Annotated in this window: 16 protein-coding genes; 7 read left to right on the top strand and 9 right to left on the bottom strand. The window is 36.9% G+C overall.

The window, feature by feature from the left end; genetic code table 11:
- Window positions 1–2: 2 nt before the first annotated feature.
- Together BM327_RS14645 and BM327_RS14640 are read left to right on the top strand one after the other, a co-directional pair.
- Window positions 3–2,117, top strand: coding sequence for a type IA DNA topoisomerase (locus BM327_RS14645; protein ID WP_090252535.1), 2,115 nt, complete (start codon window positions 3–5; stop codon window positions 2,115–2,117).
- On the top strand, window positions 2,117–2,770 hold the full coding sequence (locus tag BM327_RS14640) for a thioredoxin family protein (RefSeq protein WP_090252531.1): 654 nt from the start codon (window positions 2,117–2,119) through the stop codon (window positions 2,768–2,770). Before BM327_RS14645 ends, BM327_RS14640 begins: the two co-directional genes overlap by 1 nt.
- Window positions 2,771–3,135: 365 nt before the next feature.
- On the opposite strand, the gene clpX is transcribed toward BM327_RS14640, so the two are convergent.
- From clpX to BM327_RS14625, 3 genes are all read right to left on the bottom strand, one after another.
- The gene (clpX, locus tag BM327_RS14635) at window positions 3,136–4,365 is read right to left on the bottom strand and encodes an ATP-dependent Clp protease ATP-binding subunit ClpX (RefSeq protein ID WP_090252528.1); all 1,230 of its coding nucleotides are present in this window, start codon (window positions 4,363–4,365) and stop codon (window positions 3,136–3,138) included.
- 65 nt (window positions 4,366–4,430) lie between these two features.
- Entirely contained in the window at window positions 4,431–5,099 is a 669-nt protein-coding gene (clpP, locus tag BM327_RS14630; protein ID WP_090252524.1) for an ATP-dependent Clp endopeptidase proteolytic subunit ClpP, read from the bottom strand.
- A gap of 174 nt (window positions 5,100–5,273) precedes the next feature.
- A complete protein-coding gene (locus BM327_RS14625) occupies window positions 5,274–6,080 on the bottom strand; it encodes a hypothetical protein (protein ID WP_090252518.1) in 807 nt (268 codons plus the stop codon).
- A 182-nt stretch (window positions 6,081–6,262) separates the two neighbouring features.
- On the opposite strand from BM327_RS14625, the gene BM327_RS14620 reads away from it, so the two are divergent.
- Genes BM327_RS14620 through BM327_RS14610 form a run of 3 tightly spaced genes read left to right on the top strand, consistent with a single transcriptional unit; the run spans window position 6,263 to window position 8,064 of the window.
- Window positions 6,263–6,694 carry a 6-pyruvoyl trahydropterin synthase family protein gene (locus BM327_RS14620; protein ID WP_090252513.1) on the top strand — a complete coding sequence of 144 codons (432 nt, stop codon included), beginning with the start codon at window positions 6,263–6,265 and terminating at the stop codon, window positions 6,692–6,694.
- 44 nt (window positions 6,695–6,738) lie between these two features.
- Window positions 6,739–7,332: a GTP cyclohydrolase I FolE gene (folE, locus tag BM327_RS14615; RefSeq protein WP_090252510.1), complete on the top strand. Its 594-nt coding sequence runs from the start codon at window positions 6,739–6,741 to the stop codon at window positions 7,330–7,332.
- Between the two features lie 9 nt (window positions 7,333–7,341).
- On the top strand, window positions 7,342–8,064 hold the full coding sequence (locus BM327_RS14610; protein WP_090252504.1) for a Bax inhibitor-1/YccA family protein: 723 nt from the start codon (window positions 7,342–7,344) through the stop codon (window positions 8,062–8,064).
- Window positions 8,065–8,461: 397 nt separating this feature from the next.
- On the opposite strand, the gene BM327_RS14605 is transcribed toward BM327_RS14610, so the two are convergent.
- Both BM327_RS14605 and BM327_RS14600 read right to left on the bottom strand, forming a co-directional pair.
- Window positions 8,462–9,181, bottom strand: coding sequence for a DJ-1/PfpI family protein (locus BM327_RS14605; RefSeq protein ID WP_090252499.1), 720 nt, complete (start codon window positions 9,179–9,181; stop codon window positions 8,462–8,464).
- Window positions 9,182–9,234: 53 nt separating this feature from the next.
- On the bottom strand, window positions 9,235–9,813 hold the full coding sequence (locus tag BM327_RS14600; RefSeq protein WP_090252493.1) for a Crp/Fnr family transcriptional regulator: 579 nt from the start codon (window positions 9,811–9,813) through the stop codon (window positions 9,235–9,237).
- 404 nt (window positions 9,814–10,217) lie between these two features.
- On the opposite strand from BM327_RS14600, the gene BM327_RS14595 reads away from it, so the two are divergent.
- Entirely contained in the window at window positions 10,218–10,931 is a 714-nt protein-coding gene (locus BM327_RS14595) for a zinc metallopeptidase (RefSeq protein ID WP_090252489.1), read from the top strand.
- Here the strand turns inward: BM327_RS14595 and BM327_RS14590 are convergent.
- Both BM327_RS14590 and BM327_RS14585 read right to left on the bottom strand, forming a co-directional pair.
- A complete protein-coding gene (locus BM327_RS14590; protein WP_090252485.1) occupies window positions 10,928–12,130 on the bottom strand; it encodes a 3-deoxy-D-manno-octulosonic acid transferase in 1,203 nt (400 codons plus the stop codon). The two genes, BM327_RS14595 and BM327_RS14590, sit on opposite strands and share 4 nt — an antisense overlap.
- Window positions 12,131–12,892, bottom strand: a complete 762-nt coding sequence (locus tag BM327_RS14585; protein WP_090252481.1) for a hypothetical protein — start codon at window positions 12,890–12,892, stop codon at window positions 12,131–12,133. It abuts the gene before it with no gap.
- Between the two features lie 148 nt (window positions 12,893–13,040).
- Between BM327_RS14585 and BM327_RS14580 the strand changes: the two genes are divergently transcribed.
- Complete coding sequence (locus BM327_RS14580; RefSeq protein WP_090252476.1) at window positions 13,041–13,589, top strand: RNA polymerase sigma factor; 549 nt, start codon at window positions 13,041–13,043, stop codon at window positions 13,587–13,589.
- 225 nt (window positions 13,590–13,814) lie between these two features.
- Here BM327_RS14580 and BM327_RS14570 read toward each other — a convergent pair whose 3' ends face one another.
- A complete protein-coding gene (locus BM327_RS14570; protein WP_090252466.1) occupies window positions 13,815–15,365 on the bottom strand; it encodes a hypothetical protein in 1,551 nt (516 codons plus the stop codon).
- A 30-nt stretch (window positions 15,366–15,395) separates the two neighbouring features.
- Window positions 15,396–16,748, bottom strand: a complete 1,353-nt coding sequence (gene purB, locus BM327_RS14565) for an adenylosuccinate lyase (protein WP_090252461.1) — start codon at window positions 16,746–16,748, stop codon at window positions 15,396–15,398.
- Window positions 16,749–16,880 lie beyond the last annotated feature (132 nt).

The following is a 16,880-nucleotide window of genomic DNA, read 5'->3' as shown; positions in this document are numbered from 1 at the left end:
CTATGAAAGTTTGCATAGCGGAGAAACCCAGTGTAGCAAAAGATATAGCCGAAGTATTAGGTGCTAAGAAACGCAACGATGGTTATTACGAAGGAAACGGTTACCAAGTAACATGGACCTTCGGGCATTTGTGTACATTGAAAGAACCGCGCGACTATGTAGAAAGATGGCGCTGGTGGAACATCATGGATTTGCCCATGGTTCCTTCGCGTTTTGGTATTAAAGTGATGGAGGATAGTGGGGTTAAGAAACAATTCTCTATCATATCTCGACTCGTTCAAAATTGTGATGAAGTTATAAACTGTGGCGATGCCGGCCAGGAGGGAGAGGTGATACAACGTTGGGTATTGCATTTAGCAAAATGCAAGGTTCCTGTGAAGCGTTTGTGGATTTCTTCTTTGACCGAAGAGGCAATTAAAGAAGGTTTTGAAAAACTAAAAGATGCCAACGATTACAACAATCTATACGCTGCAGGATCTTCGCGAGCTATAGGGGATTGGTTGTTGGGGATCAATTCTACGCGTTTGTTTACCTTGAAGTATGGTCAGCAAAAACAAGTGCTTTCTATAGGTAGGGTTCAAACTCCAACTTTGGCAATGATCGTAGACAGAACAGTAGAAATTCAAAACTTTAAACCTCAAGATTACTGGGAATTAAGAACGGTGTACAGAGATACCGAATTCAACAGTGTTTTGGGGAAAATACAAAAGGTTGAAAAAGCAAATTATGCTTTGGAGAAAATCAAAGAAGCTGAATTTACGATTACAACTTTTGAGCAAAAGGAAGGGAAGGAATCTCCTCCCAAATTGTTTGACCTTACAGCACTGCAGGTAGAAGCCAACAAGAAATATGGTTATTCTGCAGATTTAACCTTGAAATATATTCAAGGACTTTATGAAAAGAAATATGTGACCTACCCAAGAGTAGACACCACTTATCTTTCTGAAGATATACACCCAAAAGTTCCGGGAATATTGCAAAAGATGCAGTATTACTCCCGACTTACGGCGCCTTTATTAGAGAAACCTATTCCAAAGTCGAAGAATGTATTTAACGACAAAAAGGTAACCGATCACCATGCTATTATTCCAACAGGGGTAGTACCAAGTGGTGTTTCTCCTGAAGAAGGAAAGATTTACGATTTGGTGGCCAAACGTTTTATCAGTGTATTCTATCCAGATTGTATCGTAAGTAATACAACGGTTTTAGGAGAAGTTTTAAAATTAGAATTTAAAGCGACGGGTAAACAGGTTTTAAGTCCGGGATGGAGAGAAGTTTATGCAGGTGATAAAGCCAAGAAAAAGGACGAAGAAAACTTGATGCCTGTTTTTGAAGAGGGAGAAAGTGGTCCGCATGAACCCAGAGTTGACCAAAAGCAAACTACCGCTCCGAAGTATTATACGGAAGCAACACTGCTGCGATCCATGGAAACTGCAGGTAGAAATGTAGACGATGAAGAAGCGCGTGAATTGATGAAAGATAACGGTATAGGTAGACCTTCTACACGTGCCAATATCATAGAAACGCTCTTTAGAAGAAGATACATTGCGCGTCAGCGTAAGAATATAGTTGCAACACAAACGGGGATAGATTTGATCAATACGATACACAATGAAACTCTAAAATCTCCAGAATTAACCGGAGATTGGGAGAAGAAGTTGCGTTTAATTGAGAAAGGAGAATATTCTGCAGAAGACTTTAAAAAGGAGCTGATAGAAATGGTTGTGGGCATTACCAATGAGGTAATGTTTAGAAAAGTGGAGCAAGGAATCACCATTTTAACGGACGAAGAATTGGCTGCGCAAAAGAAAGCGCCGAAGAAAAAAGCAGCTCCAAAAAAGAAGGTAAGCATAGACGAATTGAAATGTCCGAAATGTAAACAAGGAAGCATACTCACAGGTAAAAAAGCCTATGGTTGTTCCGAATTTAAAGCAGGATGTAAATTTGTACTGCCTTTCCAATTCTTGAATAAAAAATTGACCAGTAAACAAGTGGTGGATTTGATTCAAAAAGGAAAAACAACCAAGATCAAAGGCTTGGAAAAACCAGGTAGTGAAGAAAAGGTAGATGGTAAATTGGCTTTTACTCCTGACTTCAATATAGAAATCATAGACTGATGAAATTTTTAAAATACATACTTCTGCTTCCTGTTGCCGTATTGGCGTTTTACAGTGAGGCTATTTCGGCGTACCTGATAGATTTGGGGTGGTCTTGGACAATGAGTAAATGGTGGATATACATTTTACTTTGGATTTTACCGATTTACTATATAGTGGATATGCGTAGAAGACAACAAAGGAAAGAACGATTTGTACTTCCTGTTTTAAGTTTTGTTTTGTCAACAACCATGGCCGCGTTTCATTTTGTGGAATATCCTATTTATGATGGAGATATTGCCGGAGCTGGAGTTGTGATGCAAGAAGAATCAACCATAGATGGATTTGAGGAAGGATTGTTAATGATTTCTATTCCGGGTTGTCCGTATTGTTTTGAAGCCACGACTACTTTGAAAAAGTTGAAGGAAAGAACTCCTGATTTGGCGATAAGACAGGTTGTGCTTTCGGATAGAATTTCAGATATGGAATTGTATAAGGAAGTAGCGGAAGGTAAATATGAGGTCGATACGACTTCGGCATATTCGTTTTACAGAACAATTACCTCGAGTTATCCAACATTTGTTTTGGTGAAGGATGGAAAGATGCAAAAGCAATGGAGAAACTCTGCCTTTGGAGTAGTGGCAAAAGATGAGATAGAAGGATTGGTGGAGTAGGTCAGTGTGAGGTTGAGTGTGAGTTATTCAGTTTGAGGGAGAGGGTGAGAATTGAGGAGGCAAGAGTTTGAGCAAGAGTAAAGAGTTTTATCAAACAGGGGGTGGAGTGGTAGCTTTGCGCTGTAGAAAGGTAGTTTTTAGGCTTTGTTTTTAGCGACCAAAGAAGCTAAAATAAGAAGGAGGTAAAAACACATTTGTACAAGTAAACTTTAGCGGAAGACCCGGGTGTTTGCCAAATGAAATTCAAAATTTAAAAATCAAAATTCAAAAAGTCATTTCTAGCAGTCTAGGCATCTAGTTGTCCAGGCGTCTAATAAAAAAGGACCATCTTTTCAGACAGTCCTTTCGATATTCTTAAAAAAAGTTTAGGCTACTTTGAGCTTGGCCATTTTTGATTTTGCGAATTGTTTTTGCGCGTAATCCAAGGTTACTTTGAATTCCGTTTCGTTTTTAGAAGGAAGATCGAACATCGCTTCGGTTAAGATGGCTTCACAGATGGATCTTAATCCACGTGCTCCCAACTTAAATTCTATGGCTTTCTCAACGATGTAATCCAATACTTCTCCGTCGAATTTCAAATCGATTCCGTCCAATTCGAACAACTTCACGTATTGTTTTACCAAGGCATTTTTAGGCTCAGTTAAAATACGTCTTAAAGAAGCTCCATCTAATGGGTTTAAGTGCGTTAACACAGGGAAACGACCGATTAATTCTGGTATTAAACCAAAGCTTTTCAAATCTGTAGGGTTGATGTATTTCAACAAGCTTTCCCCATCAATTCTTTCTTCTTCAGAAGACCCAAAACCTATGGTTTGTCTGTTCACACGGCTAGCGATCAACTTCTCAATTCCGTCGAAAGCACCACCACAAACAAACAAGATGTTTTTCGTATCGATTTGTATCATTTTCTGCTCTGGGTGCTTACGCCCTCCTTGCGGTGGAACGTTAACCGTAGCTCCTTCTAACAATTTAAGAAGAGCTTGTTGTACACCTTCACCAGAAACATCACGTGTGATAGAAGGGTTGTCGCTCTTACGCGCTACCTTGTCTATCTCATCTATAAATACGATACCTCTTTCTGCAGCACTTGCATTGTAATCGGCAGCTTGTAAAAGTCGTGACAAGATGCTTTCCACATCTTCTCCTACGTAACCTGCTTCCGTTAACACCGTCGCATCTGCAATACAGAAAGGAACGTTTAACATTTTGGCAATAGTTTTTGCAAGTAAAGTTTTACCCGTACCTGTTCTACCCACCAAAACAACGTTAGATTTTTCGATTTCTATATCACCCGGTTCAACTCTTTGGTTCAACCTTTTGTAGTGATTGTAAACTGCAACAGACAATGTCTTCTTGGCGTCATCTTGACCGATTACATACTCGTCTAGTGCAGCTTTAATTTCTTGCGGCTTCAAAAGATTCAAAGGTGCATCTTCACCGTTGTATCCATCATCCACCACCTCTTCTTTAATTATAGTTTGTGCTTGTCCAACACAATGGTCACAGATATGACCAGAGATTCCTGCGATCAACAGGCCAACTTGTGCACGAGGACGTCCACAGAAGGAACAAGAAGAACTATCTTTTTTTGCCATAGTTATAATTGAAAAAAGGTCATAACCTAGGTACGACCTTTCTTATAAATTTTTACAAAATTACGTTATTTTGACTTTCTTACCAAAACTTCGTCAACCATTCCGTATTCTTTTGCTTCGCTAGAAGTCATCCAGTAATCTCTATCAGAATCATCGCTTACTTTTTCGAAAGGTTGCTTAGAGTGGTGTGCAATAATATCGTACAATTCTTTTTTCAATTTCAAGATTTCTCTTGCTGTAATTTCGATATCAGAAGCTTGTCCTTGCGCTCCACCTAAAGGTTGGTGTATCATTACTCTTGAGTGTTTCAAAGCCGTTCTTTTACCTTCAGCACCTGCACACAATAGAACAGCACCCATAGAAGCTGCCATACCTGTACAAATTGTAGCTACATCTGGGTTGATGTACTGCATCGTATCGTAAATACCCAATCCAGCGTAAACAGAACCTCCAGGAGAGTTCAAGTAGATTTGGATATCTTTTTTAGGATCTACAGATTCTAAGAACAACAATTGCGCGTTAATGATGTTGGCAACTTGGTCGTTAATACCCGTACCCAAGAAAATAATTCTATCCATCATTAAACGAGAGAACACGTCCATTTGCGTCATGTTCATTTGTCTTTCTTCGATGATATATGGTGTAAGAGAAGATTCAACATAGTGCCCTAAATGCATGCTGCTAATCCCCATGTGCTTGGTAGCAAATTTGTTAAACTCGTTATTATCAAACATTGTATTTCGTGTTTCAATTAATATGTAACGAATATAAAAATGATTTATTAAAAAGGGGAGTTAGGGAGGAGCTAAAATGGGAAAAAGCGCGGGGAAAGTTTGGGTTGGGTGATTTGGGGACAAATTTGGGGTTGGTTATAGAAAATTGTTGATTAGTCGCATGTTTGCCAAATCCTAAGTTAATAATTGTTGAATAATGGGATTGAATTTGTCCTTATAACGATAGTTGTAATTAAACGAAAATTCGAACATATACTTCTGTAGGTGCAGGAAACTAACGCCATGATGGATTCCATTGAGCAGTTTATTGGAGTTACGTAATAGCTTTTTCATCCACAACTGAATACCTGGTTTTGTAGGTGTGTAGGCAGGTTTGAGTTCTATTTTTTCATGAGCGCCTAAAATTTTCAAACATCTGTACTTTTTTCGTGCTAATTGCACTTCTCTAGCATGTACTCTCTCATGTAAAATTTGAGGTGCAATTAAATTTATTTCATCTCGACCTTTTTCTGCTTTTTTTAAGATGGCGCTGATTGAATTATGCCGCAAAGAGTTGATGTTGTATTCAGACTTATTTTCCTTGGAAAGAATATATAGAAACTGAAAGTACTCTCTAGCGAGTAATTCTTGTCCCATAGCTGTTCTAATCTTCATACATAAATACCATACAGTTCTATATCGTTTAATTCCTAGGAGTCTTGCTAGTTCTAGCGTAGAGTAAGATTTTTTAACGTGGGTCATTAAGAAAATTGCCTTGAACCAAACTGCGTATTTTAATTTTGTAGATTCCAGTAAGGTCCCACTTTTCAAGCTGATTTTCTTACCACATTTACAACGCCAGTAGAGGTGTTTTTCTTTCCAATTAGTGACGTTCGAATTACATTTTGGACAGCTAATTCCGCAAGCTTCTCGGTGAGTTTTGATAAATGAAATGCACTTTTTTTCGGAGCCATAAAGGCGAATGAATTGGTTGATATTCATGACATTTTAGATTAGGTTGTCAAGAAGTTACGAAAAAAATAAATTGAGTTCAAATAAAGTTTCATGGCAAACATGCGACTAATCAACAATTTTATAGCTCTTTCTACCAAAATCTCCCTCCCCCCAACCCCCAAAATCTCCCACATTAACCCTATCTTTGCATTTTCTTTAAATAAAGAGCTTTGAAAACAGTATACATTACACGTAGAGAGCATTTTAACGCCGCACACAAATTGTGGAGAGAAGAGTGGAGCGACGAAAAAAATGAAGCCGTTTTTGGAAAGTGTTCCAACAAAAATTGGCACGGACACAATTTTGTGATTTACGTTACCGTAAAAGGAAAACCAAACCCAGATACAGGATTCGTAATTGATCTTAAAGATTTGAGTAAAATTGTAAAGGAAGAAGTGGTAGAACAACTCGATCATAGAAATTTGAACCTGGATGTTCCTTTCATGAAAGGGAAATTAGCTTCTACAGAAAACTTGGTGATAGAAATTTGGGAGCAAATCAAAGATTCTATCCAAAGGGCTGGCGGTGAGTTAGCTAAAATTAAGTTGGTGGAGACAGAAAATAACTTTGTAGAATATTTTGGTGGTAACGAACCATTTTAATTCTAAGTTTGTTCATCAAACAACTAACATTTTAATACTCGAAAGTGCAAGAAAAACTCATATACGACGATAAAGTAACCGAAAAATTAAGCGCAGTATACAAAGAGGTATTGGGTGAAATTGGAGAAGATCCAAACAGGGAAGGACTCCTTAAAACACCAGAACGCGTAGCAAAAGCATTACAATATTTAACCAAGGGGTACGACGAAGATCCAGAAGAAATCCTTAAAGGAGCACTTTTCAATGAAGAGTATTCTGAAATGGTTATCGTTAAGGATATAGAAGTATATTCTATGTGTGAGCACCACATGTTACCTTTCTTTGGAAAAGCGCATATCGCGTACATTCCTGATGGTAAAATTGTCGGACTTTCTAAACTGCCTCGTGTAGTAGATGCCTTTGCAAGAAGATTACAAGTTCAAGAACGTTTGACCATAGAGATTAGAGATTGTATCGAGAAAACTTTGAACCCGAAAGGTGTTGCCGTGGTATTAGAATGTAACCACATGTGTATGCAGATGCGTGGAGTGCAAAAACAAAATTCTTCTACTACATCTTCTGCTTTTACCGGACTTTTTTTAAGCAACGATTCAACTAGAAAAGAATTTATTAATTTGGTGCAAGCTAAATTACATTAATCACAAATTATGAGTAACGAAATACTTGACTTCACCGAGTCAAATCAATCCTTAAGTAAAGCGCAATCTAAAGAGTTCTTTAGAAGCGTTTATTCTTACATGGTACTAGCTTTGGTTCTTTCCGGAGCAATTTCTTATTGGATGGCAGCATCTGGAAATGTTTTTGAATGGTTTCTTAACCAAGAAACAGGTGCTATTAGCACATTCTTCTACATTGTTGTTTTTGCTCCAGTAGGGTTAGCCTTGTTGGTTCAAATGGCGTACAATAGATTGTCTATGCCTGTATTGTTGGTGTCTTTTATAGCCTATGCAGTGCTGATAGGAATGAGTTTATCTACTATTTTCTTACTGTATTCAATAGGGCAAATAGCAAGTACATTCTTTATTAGTGCAGGAGCTTTTGCAGCAATGGCAGTATTAGGTTATACTACGAAAACTGACCTAACAAAAATGGGAAGTTTGTTATACATGGCTTTCATAGGAATATTTATAGCGAGTATAGTTAACTTTTGGATGGGAAGTGAAACTATGGATTGGATTATTTCTATTGTTGGAGTTTTTGTTTTTACAGGTTTAACAGCTTATTACATGCAAAACTTTAAGGCCATTGCAGAAGATACCTCCATAGGAGCAGTAGATAAAAGAAAACTGGCCTTGATTGGAGGGTTGCAGCTGTACATTTTGTTCATCAACCTTTTCATGTCTTTATTAAGAATTTTAAACAGAGATTAATTGGGCAAACGGGCGCGCTATCCATTGTAGTCCCCACGCCAAGACTTAAGTAATATTTAAAGCAAGAAAGGCACTTCCTTATGGTCGTGTCTTTTTTGCTTATATATACTAAAGTCTCGGTGTGCGGCGCTGCCATTTCTATCGCTGTTTGGATGTTGTTTTAATGCTATTAAATATTGATTAGTCGCATGTTTGCCAATGCCTAATCATCCTGTGAATACTGATGTTTGAAAGGTTTTGTACGTAGAAGAAGTCTGATCTTAAGTCGATATTTTGTAATATAAAGCTGAGATTCATGTATCAATCAACTCTTAGAGGTAGATAAAAGTCAGCATTGGTAAGGCGTTCAGGACTTGGCAAACATGCGTCTAATCAACAAATTTTTTCTGCTTTTCAATCAATTCTCCCAATCCTGCAACCTATCCAAATACAAGTAACTTTTAACAAATTCAACATGTGCACTGTCAGTCATTTTCTCTAATAAATTCAATGCAGAAATATAACTGGCTAAATTACCATTAGAAGAACTAAACCTTCCATCCTCCACAAAGCTTACTAGGCTGTCATTTTGAACCAATAGATTGGGGTAATCATTTTGCAAATCCTTGCCACCACCTATCCAAGTAACGATTTTATGTCCGTCTGCAATACCAGATTTTCCTATGAGTTGTGCACCTGCACAATTGCTAACCACATGGTCAACCTCTTTGTTTTTCCTCTGAATAAATGTTATGGTTTCTTTGTTGTTAACTTGACCGTACATGTCATAACCACTAGGTACAAATAATACATCTAATTCAGGACAATTATCATAGTTGAAGTCAGGGACAAAGTGTAAACCTTCTTCAGTTTTTATGGGTGAAAGTGTTTCTGAAATGGTAACAACATTAAATAATTTTGAACCTGAAAAATTTGTCTTTGAAAATACATCAGAGGTAGCTACAACCTCGCTTTGCAAAACTCCCTCAAAGATTAATAATCCTATGGTTGGTAGTTCGGTATTTATAAGTCCATCCGTTAGAACTTTACTTTGGGTTTCTATACTAGATGGAGTATTTTCTTGTTTACAAGAACCGAATAAAATTGCTACCCCTAAGGTGATAAGTATTGTCTTCATAATCTTTTTCTCACAAATTTAGGGAGTACAATTACCTTAAATCTTAAGCCAGTTTAAGAAATGTTTTTCTTTTTCAATTCGCTGAGATACTCAGGGGTTAACCCTAAAAAACTGGCTAATAAATATTGAGGAACCCTATTCACAAAATGAGGAAAAGCCTCTGCAAAGTAAAGGTACATTTCTTCTTTGGTGTAAGACTGCATGTATTTAATTCTTTGTAGTGCTGCACCATATCCAATTTCAAAAGTTTTTCTGAAGTACGGTTCTAAATGTGGATGGTCAGAAAGTAATTGATTGTACTGATCCGTTGTAATGCGAAGTACTTCTGATCGTTCAACCGTATCTATATAGAATTCTGTTGTGGTCTGTAATGGAAAATTTAAGAAATCGGTCAACCACCAATTTTCCAAAGCAAACTGGGTTGTACGCTGGGTTCCATTCTGATCGATAAAGTACAAATGTAGACATCCTTTATTTACAAAATAGAGGTTCTTACAGATTTTCCCTCCATGAAGTAAGGTGGCTTTTTTAGGATGTTTTTCAAATGTGAAATAAGTGGAAATATGCTCTTTTTCTTCGTTGCTAAAATTGTGCGTAATCAGCGGACTATTAAGAAAATTCAACGTTTGCATGTATCAAGATTATAATATCTAAAAGTAAAATAATGATGAGATATACTTTGATTAGTCGCATGTTTGCCAGAGGCTGGAAGTATAGTGTTTATAGGTAGTGTAGTGAAATCGAATGATCTTTAAAGAATTGATTTGTCTTAATTTCTATGAATTTCATCATTTTTAGGGTGTATTTACTGTTGAATAGGAAAGGATTTTCGTCGTTATTCCCAGTATTATTAGGTAGTTTTAAGACTTGGCAAACATGCGACTAATCAATAATATTATTACTCAACTTCCCCCATAAAGTCACCTCCACCTCCCCCTTAACATTTCTTAAGAATTTCACCCCAAAAACCATTAAGAATCCTTTACCTCACCCGACTAATTCACCAAACAATTCACTATTTTTAAATAAAAAAACAATGGGAGTATCTATAGGTCCGGCCATGCTGATTGGCTTTGTATTTATGATTATCGGTGCAGTCGTAAGTAATGTGCTCCGAGCTAAATTTCAGCGTTATTCCAAAATTCCTTCGCAACATGGTATGACAGGTAAGCAAATTGCCGAGGCGATGTTGCAAGACAATAATATCTATGATGTGGACATTGTATGTGTACCTGGACAATTAAGTGATCACTACAACCCGCTCAATAAAACAGTCAATCTTTCCAAAGATGTGTACTATGGTGCAAATGCAGCAGCTGCTGCCGTCGCGGCTCACGAATGTGGCCATGTTCTTCAGCACGCGCAAGCTTATAAACCCTTAGAATTGAGGTCGAGATTAGTGCCCTTACAAAATGCAAGCGGTAAGATTTTAAACATTATCATGCTCGCATCCATCTTTGGAGGTGCCGTCTTGTTTCAATCTTTTCCCTTAGATTTAATTTTATGGGTACTCATTATAACCTATGGAATTTTTGCACTCTTCGCTTTGGTAACCTTGCCGGTAGAATTTGATGCATCGAAAAGAGCCTTGGTTTGGTTGAAATCAACCGGTATTTCTACTCAAACGGAGTATGAAAGATCTAAGGATGCATTAAAATGGGCTGCTATGACCTATGTAGTAGCAGCAATTGGCGCGGTGGTTACTGTTCTATACTACGTTTCTCTTTTATTGGGAAGAAGAGATGATTAGGCAACAAATCCTTTGATAATTTCTCGGGCTCCTGTGCTTTCTTTCATAAAGGAAAGGCAGGAGCTTTTTAATACCTCTAAATTTTCTGAGATGTTCTCAAAACTACGTTGAAGTTCTTCAGTTGTTGAAACTGAAAAAGCAATGCCTTGGTCTATATGTATTTGCGCTTCTGGAAATTTCTTATGTATAGGGCCAAATACTACAGGTAACCCAAAAGCACTTGGTTCAAGAATATTGTGGAGTCCTGTGCCGAAACCACCTCCCACATAGGCCATTTTTCCATATTGATAAACGTTGGCCAGAATTCCTATACAGTCAATAACCAATAGCTGTGTATCGGTATTTATTTCCTCACCAAGTTCAGTATATCGTTGAGACTTTAATGAAAATGTTTTTAAAATTTCATGGGTTCTTTCTTCTCCCACTTCATGAGAAGCTAGTATAACTTTTCCCCCGTAGTTTTCATTGATAAATGGAGCTAAGATTTCTTCATCCGCCTTCCATGAACTACCAATAATCAATGCCTTTTCTCCTTGTAACCAATTTTCTATTTTGGATATGGATTTTACCTTACGTGCATTTTCCATAACGCGATCGTAACGGGTATCACCTGTGATCTTATATTTTGTTATCCCTATACTTTCCAGCAATGTTGCACTCTTTTGATTTTGTACAAAGAACTGATCAAATTGATTTAAGGCTTTTCTGAAATTGTTTCCATACCACTTGAAAAAACGTTGGTTTTCTCTAAATAGCGCTGAAATAACATAGAGTTTACTTCCCTGTTTTTTTGCTTCAAATATATAGCGTAACCAAAATTCATATTTTATGAAAAATACAGTCTTGGGTTGAAAGTGAGCAAGGAAGTCTTTTGCATTCTTTTTAGTATCGAGAGGAAGGTAGCAAATGTAGTCTGCACCCTCGTAATTCTTGCGTATTTCATAGCCGCTCGGACTAAAAAATGTCAACAAGATAAAAGCTTCTGGGTGTTCCTTTTTATAGTCTTCTATGATAGGTCTACCTTGTTCAAACTCTCCCAATGAAGCAGCATGAAACCAAACCACATCTTTGTCTGTTTTTGGTAATTTATCCCGCCAATTCTTACGTCCATTTAACCATAATTTCGCCTTAGGGTTAAATATGGACGCCACGGCTACCAAAAGTGCATATGTGCGAATACCTATGGAATAAAAGAGCATCTAGTTTAGGTAAAAATCTTTAGGTTGTCTTTTGTATACGGGTATTAACCAACCTGCTCTTATACCTATTTGATGATCAAAACGGAGGTCTTTAGAAACAGGTACATCTGGTTGGTCCCAGTTCAAATCTCTCTGGTTTCTAGTAAAACCTTGTTGGAAATAGAACCCTGCGTAGAAATTGTAAACTCCCGTATTGGCCATAAAACTGTATCCTACGAATTGAGAAGTATTCACGCCTATGGTTAAACGGTCATAACCTTTTCTATAGTCATTTTCAAATTGCGGTATGAAATCATCGTTCGTCTCTATTCTATATTTATGAAGTAAGTAACCCGCACCGAATTGTACCATAATTCCCGAGTTGGGGTTGGGAGATAGAACAGGGAAGATTTTACCAACACTCACATTGGCATTGAAACCTCTCATGAATAACAAAACAGTACCCGCATTTCCTGCTTCTGCCTCTGTTATATTTCCATTAGGATCTACAAAGTTAGAGAGTAGTGATTTGTCTTTGATATCACCGCCAAAAAAGAAGTTTCCATCTACACCATAAATCCAGTTTTTGGCTGTTTTATATCCTGCAAAACTCCCGATTTGATTGAAAAATCCGAATCGCTTAGCCAAATCGGCTTGAGGTAGGGATGCAGTATACTGCAATCCAATGTAAGGTGTACCTATGGCTTTATCTTTCACATTTCTTTGAGCATAGGTATTTCCTACCAAAACAAAAAGGCTAATAAGGAGTACAAATCTTGTCATGCCACAAATTTAAAGAAGATTACGTTGCTTGTCTAGAATTATTGTTAAACAATTCCAAAAAAGAAACAGATCTAGACCATTTTAGAACTTGTAATCATAATGACCAAGGGGGTTCTCTACGCAAAGATTTTTCTACTATCTTCGTTTTATGGAAAAATCCAATGCCGCAATTTTAGAAGAGTGGGTAGATGCATATAGTGACTACTTGCTGAACTTTGCATTGTCAAAAATAAAAGACAGAGATTTGGCCTTAGATTTTTTACAAGATACTTATGTGTCTGCCCTTAAAAACCTCCATACCTTCCAAGGAAAAAGCTCGCCTAAAACATGGTTGGTGAGTATATTGAATCGAAAAATTATTGACCACTGGAGGCAACAACAATCTAGGAAAACTAAACCGATTTCACATTATGGATCTGATGAAGATGGATCGCAAGATTGGTTATTGGAAACCGGAGAAAAGCACGAAAATGATGGCGAATCAGCTCTGATTTTTGACGAAGAGCAAATGCTGTTGGAAGATTGTATGGCCAAATTACCAGAGCAATGGCAAGGAATTATGCGGGCAAAGTACTTTGAGAACAAAAAAGGGGAGGAGATAAGTAAGGAGTTTGACATTACAGCGTCCAACCTTTGGGTAATCGTTCATAGGGCAAAAACAACCTTGAGAGAATGTTTGGGAACAAAATGGTTTTAGAAGATGAGTAAGCATTGTGAAGAAATACAAATATTGCACGAGGAGCAATTGGCAAAAGGCGTTGGTTTTTTGAGAAAAACAAGAATTCGCTTTCACCTTTTAATGTGCAAATGTTGCAGAGATTATACGTCCTGTTCGGAAAAAATTGACCGTGTTTTATCGGGCCAAGAAAAAAATGAAACTTCTAAATGTACAGAAGAAGAAAAAGGTAAAATGAAAGCAGGTTTAATTCAAGACTGAAACAAATTTGTAGGTGTGTTGACCTTCAATTAGAACTACACGTATACTTCCATCACCATTAACATAACCCAAGCGAGGAACAAGTAGTGCCTTTCTTTCAAACTTTACGATAAACTTTTCAAATTCCTTATCACCCGTTCTATTATCTATGGTCAATTTTGTTGTAGTATAAGCAGATTTTCGCTGAGTACTAATTTTCTGTTTAGAAGGATCAACATAATCGCCATTTTCTAAATAATTGGCAGAGTCATCGTTGAAAATTACCACTAAATCTTGGTCTTCATTCATGTAAGAAAAGAAACTGGAGTAATACCCTTTATCATTTGCTGTAACCTGAATTTTAGGCGCTTTGTTCATCCATTCAAAACTGCCATCCAAATTAAATCTATAGCTCAATATATCATTGAAATAGTAACGCGTTTCCGTTCTTAAATATCCCCGCGAGTCTGGATAGCTTTCTTCAAGTTTGTAGTACTGCTCGGCTACGCCAATAATACAATTATGAAGAGTGTCTATAAATGAATTTCTTAGCAAATAATCAGACATAGAAAGATTTTCTCGTTGTTTGCTCACCTCTTCTTCAGTTAAGCCTATCAGTAATATATCTGTAGGGAATTCTTTGTAGGTTTCTATTTCTAAAACTAATTGGGGTGAGTATTTCTTAAATACAGCTCCATTGATGTCTGTGTTGTATTGATCGTGACTCTGTTTTTGATAAAACCCATGGACATATAAAGAGGCATCATTTCCCTCTTCCACTTCAATTTCAAAAGCAATTTCATCCTTAGCGTTGTTCAATACTTGATGATACACTTCCTTGCCATCAACTTTGTAGAGATGACTCCTTACCAGAACAAATTTGTTTTTAAAAATACCCGTACTTTCTTGTACACCTTCTTTATGGTAAACCACTATCTTACCACTTTTGGTTACCCAGAAATTGAAATCTACATTTCTTGCTTTAGGAGAGCGTAGGTTGAATCTTCCTCTATTAATTATTTCTTTTTTATTGTTTAAAACCACAAATTGATAGGTGTTGATGGAGTCTCCTTTTAGAGAAACATCAACCATAATTCCTATAAATTTTTTGTTGTTTGAAACTTTGAATTGAAAAGCAGAAGGAAGTTGTCTGTTACGGGGAAGGGGATCTTCCATAATGAATTCAGCTTTGCCAAATTCTCCGTCTTCTAAATCTAGGTCTTCGATGTAAAGGTTGCGGGCTTTTCCAACTTGGTCGCTGATAAAGGCAAAGCCCTTACCATCGACCAAGATGAAATCTTCAAATTTTCCTAAACTTTTATTAACCCGGTAAGGAGTTTCTATCTCTTTTACCTTTTTGTGGTTAACAAAATGTTCAAGTACTATCTTGTTTCTCCCTATGCGTTGTTTAATCGAAGTGGCTATGTATTCGTTCGGACCAAGAATTTGAACTTCTTTAATAGCTCCGATGTTTTTTACAGCTTGGCCAATTTCAAAATCTTGACAGATTCCAAAAGTCGAAATACATACAACGATAAGGGAGATAAATAATTTCATGGTTTTAAAATACAAAAAACCAGCAATTATTTACACTAATTGTATACCTGTATAATTGCTTGGTGTAATTTCTTTTAATTCAGCTTTTATAAGGTCACTAACGTTTAAAGTTTCAATGAAATTGTGTACCGTTTCTTTCGTTACAGCCTCATTCTTACGCGTTAAACCTTTTAATGCTTCGTATGGCTTTTCGTAACCTTCTCTTCTTAAGACTGTTTGAATTGCTTCAGCAACAACTGCCCAGTTGTTTTCTAAATCTTCTGCCAACGCAGCTGGGTTTAACAATAATTTCTCTAATCCTACCATAGTAGATTTAAATCCAATTAATGTGTGTCCGATAGGAACCCCAACATTTCTCAATACAGTTGAATCTGTAAGGTCACGTTGTAATCTAGAAATTGGAAGTTTTGCAGAAAGGTGTTCGAAAATAGCATTGGCCATACCTAAGTTTCCTTCAGAGTTTTCGAAGTCTATAGGATTTACTTTGTGTGGCATAGCAGAGGAACCAATCTCTCCTTCTTTTAATTTTTGCTTGAAGTATTCCATAGAAATGTACGTCCACATATCTCTGTTCAAGTCAACAAGAATAGTGTTGATACGCTTCATAGCATCAAATAAAGCAGCTAAGTTATCGTAGTGCTCAATTTGAGTTGTTGTTTGAGATCTAGACAATCCCAAAGTATTGTTTACAAAGTTATTGGCAAATTCTACCCAGTTTCCTGTAGGGAAGGCAACGTGGTGTGCATTTAAGTTTCCTGTTGCACCACCGAATTTTGCAGAAAAATCAACAGCGTTTAATTGTGCTAATTGAACCTTAATACGCTCAGAGAAAACCTTAATTTCTTTTCCTAAACGCGTTGGAGAAGCTGGCTGACCGTGCGTTTTAGCCAACATAGAAATATCTTTCCACTCTTCGCTCAAAGTATCCAATTTCGCTAAAATTGCTTCTAATTCTGGCTTGTAAACATCATTTACAGCTTCTTTTAAAGATAAAGGAATAGAAGTGTTGTTGATATCTTGAGACGTTAAACCAAAGTGAACAAACTCTAAGTATTTTTCTAAACCTAAGTCTGTCATTCTCGCTTTCACAAAGTACTCAACCGCCTTAACATCGTGGTTGGTAGTTTTCTCTGTTTCTTTAATCTCTAAAGCGTTGTCTTCCGAGAAGTTTCTGTAAACATCTCTTAAGGCTTCAAACTTGTCTTTTGGAAAATCGGCTAAGGGAGCAATTCCAGAATTTACCAAATCAATCAAATATTCGATTTCAACCAATACCCTGTATTTGATTAAACCAAACTCCGAAAAATAAGGGGCTAATTCATTAACTTTTCTTCTGTATCTACCATCTATTGGTGAAATTGCTGTAAGCGCATTTAAATCCATCTCTGTTTTTTTTAAGATTCAATTATGTATTGCTTTCTTTTCAAACCTTTTAGCTTCCTTAGAATATCTAAGAGGCGTTTTAAAAAGAAAGCGCAAAGATAAGAAATCAATCTCACATAGCATTTTGATTAA

The sequence above is a fragment of the Lishizhenia tianjinensis genome (assembly GCF_900116425.1).
Lineage (GTDB): Bacteria > Bacteroidota > Bacteroidia > Flavobacteriales_D > Crocinitomicaceae > Lishizhenia > Lishizhenia tianjinensis.
The sequence above is the reverse complement of the archived record's forward strand: the minus strand, read 5'-3'. Positions and strand labels throughout refer to the sequence as shown.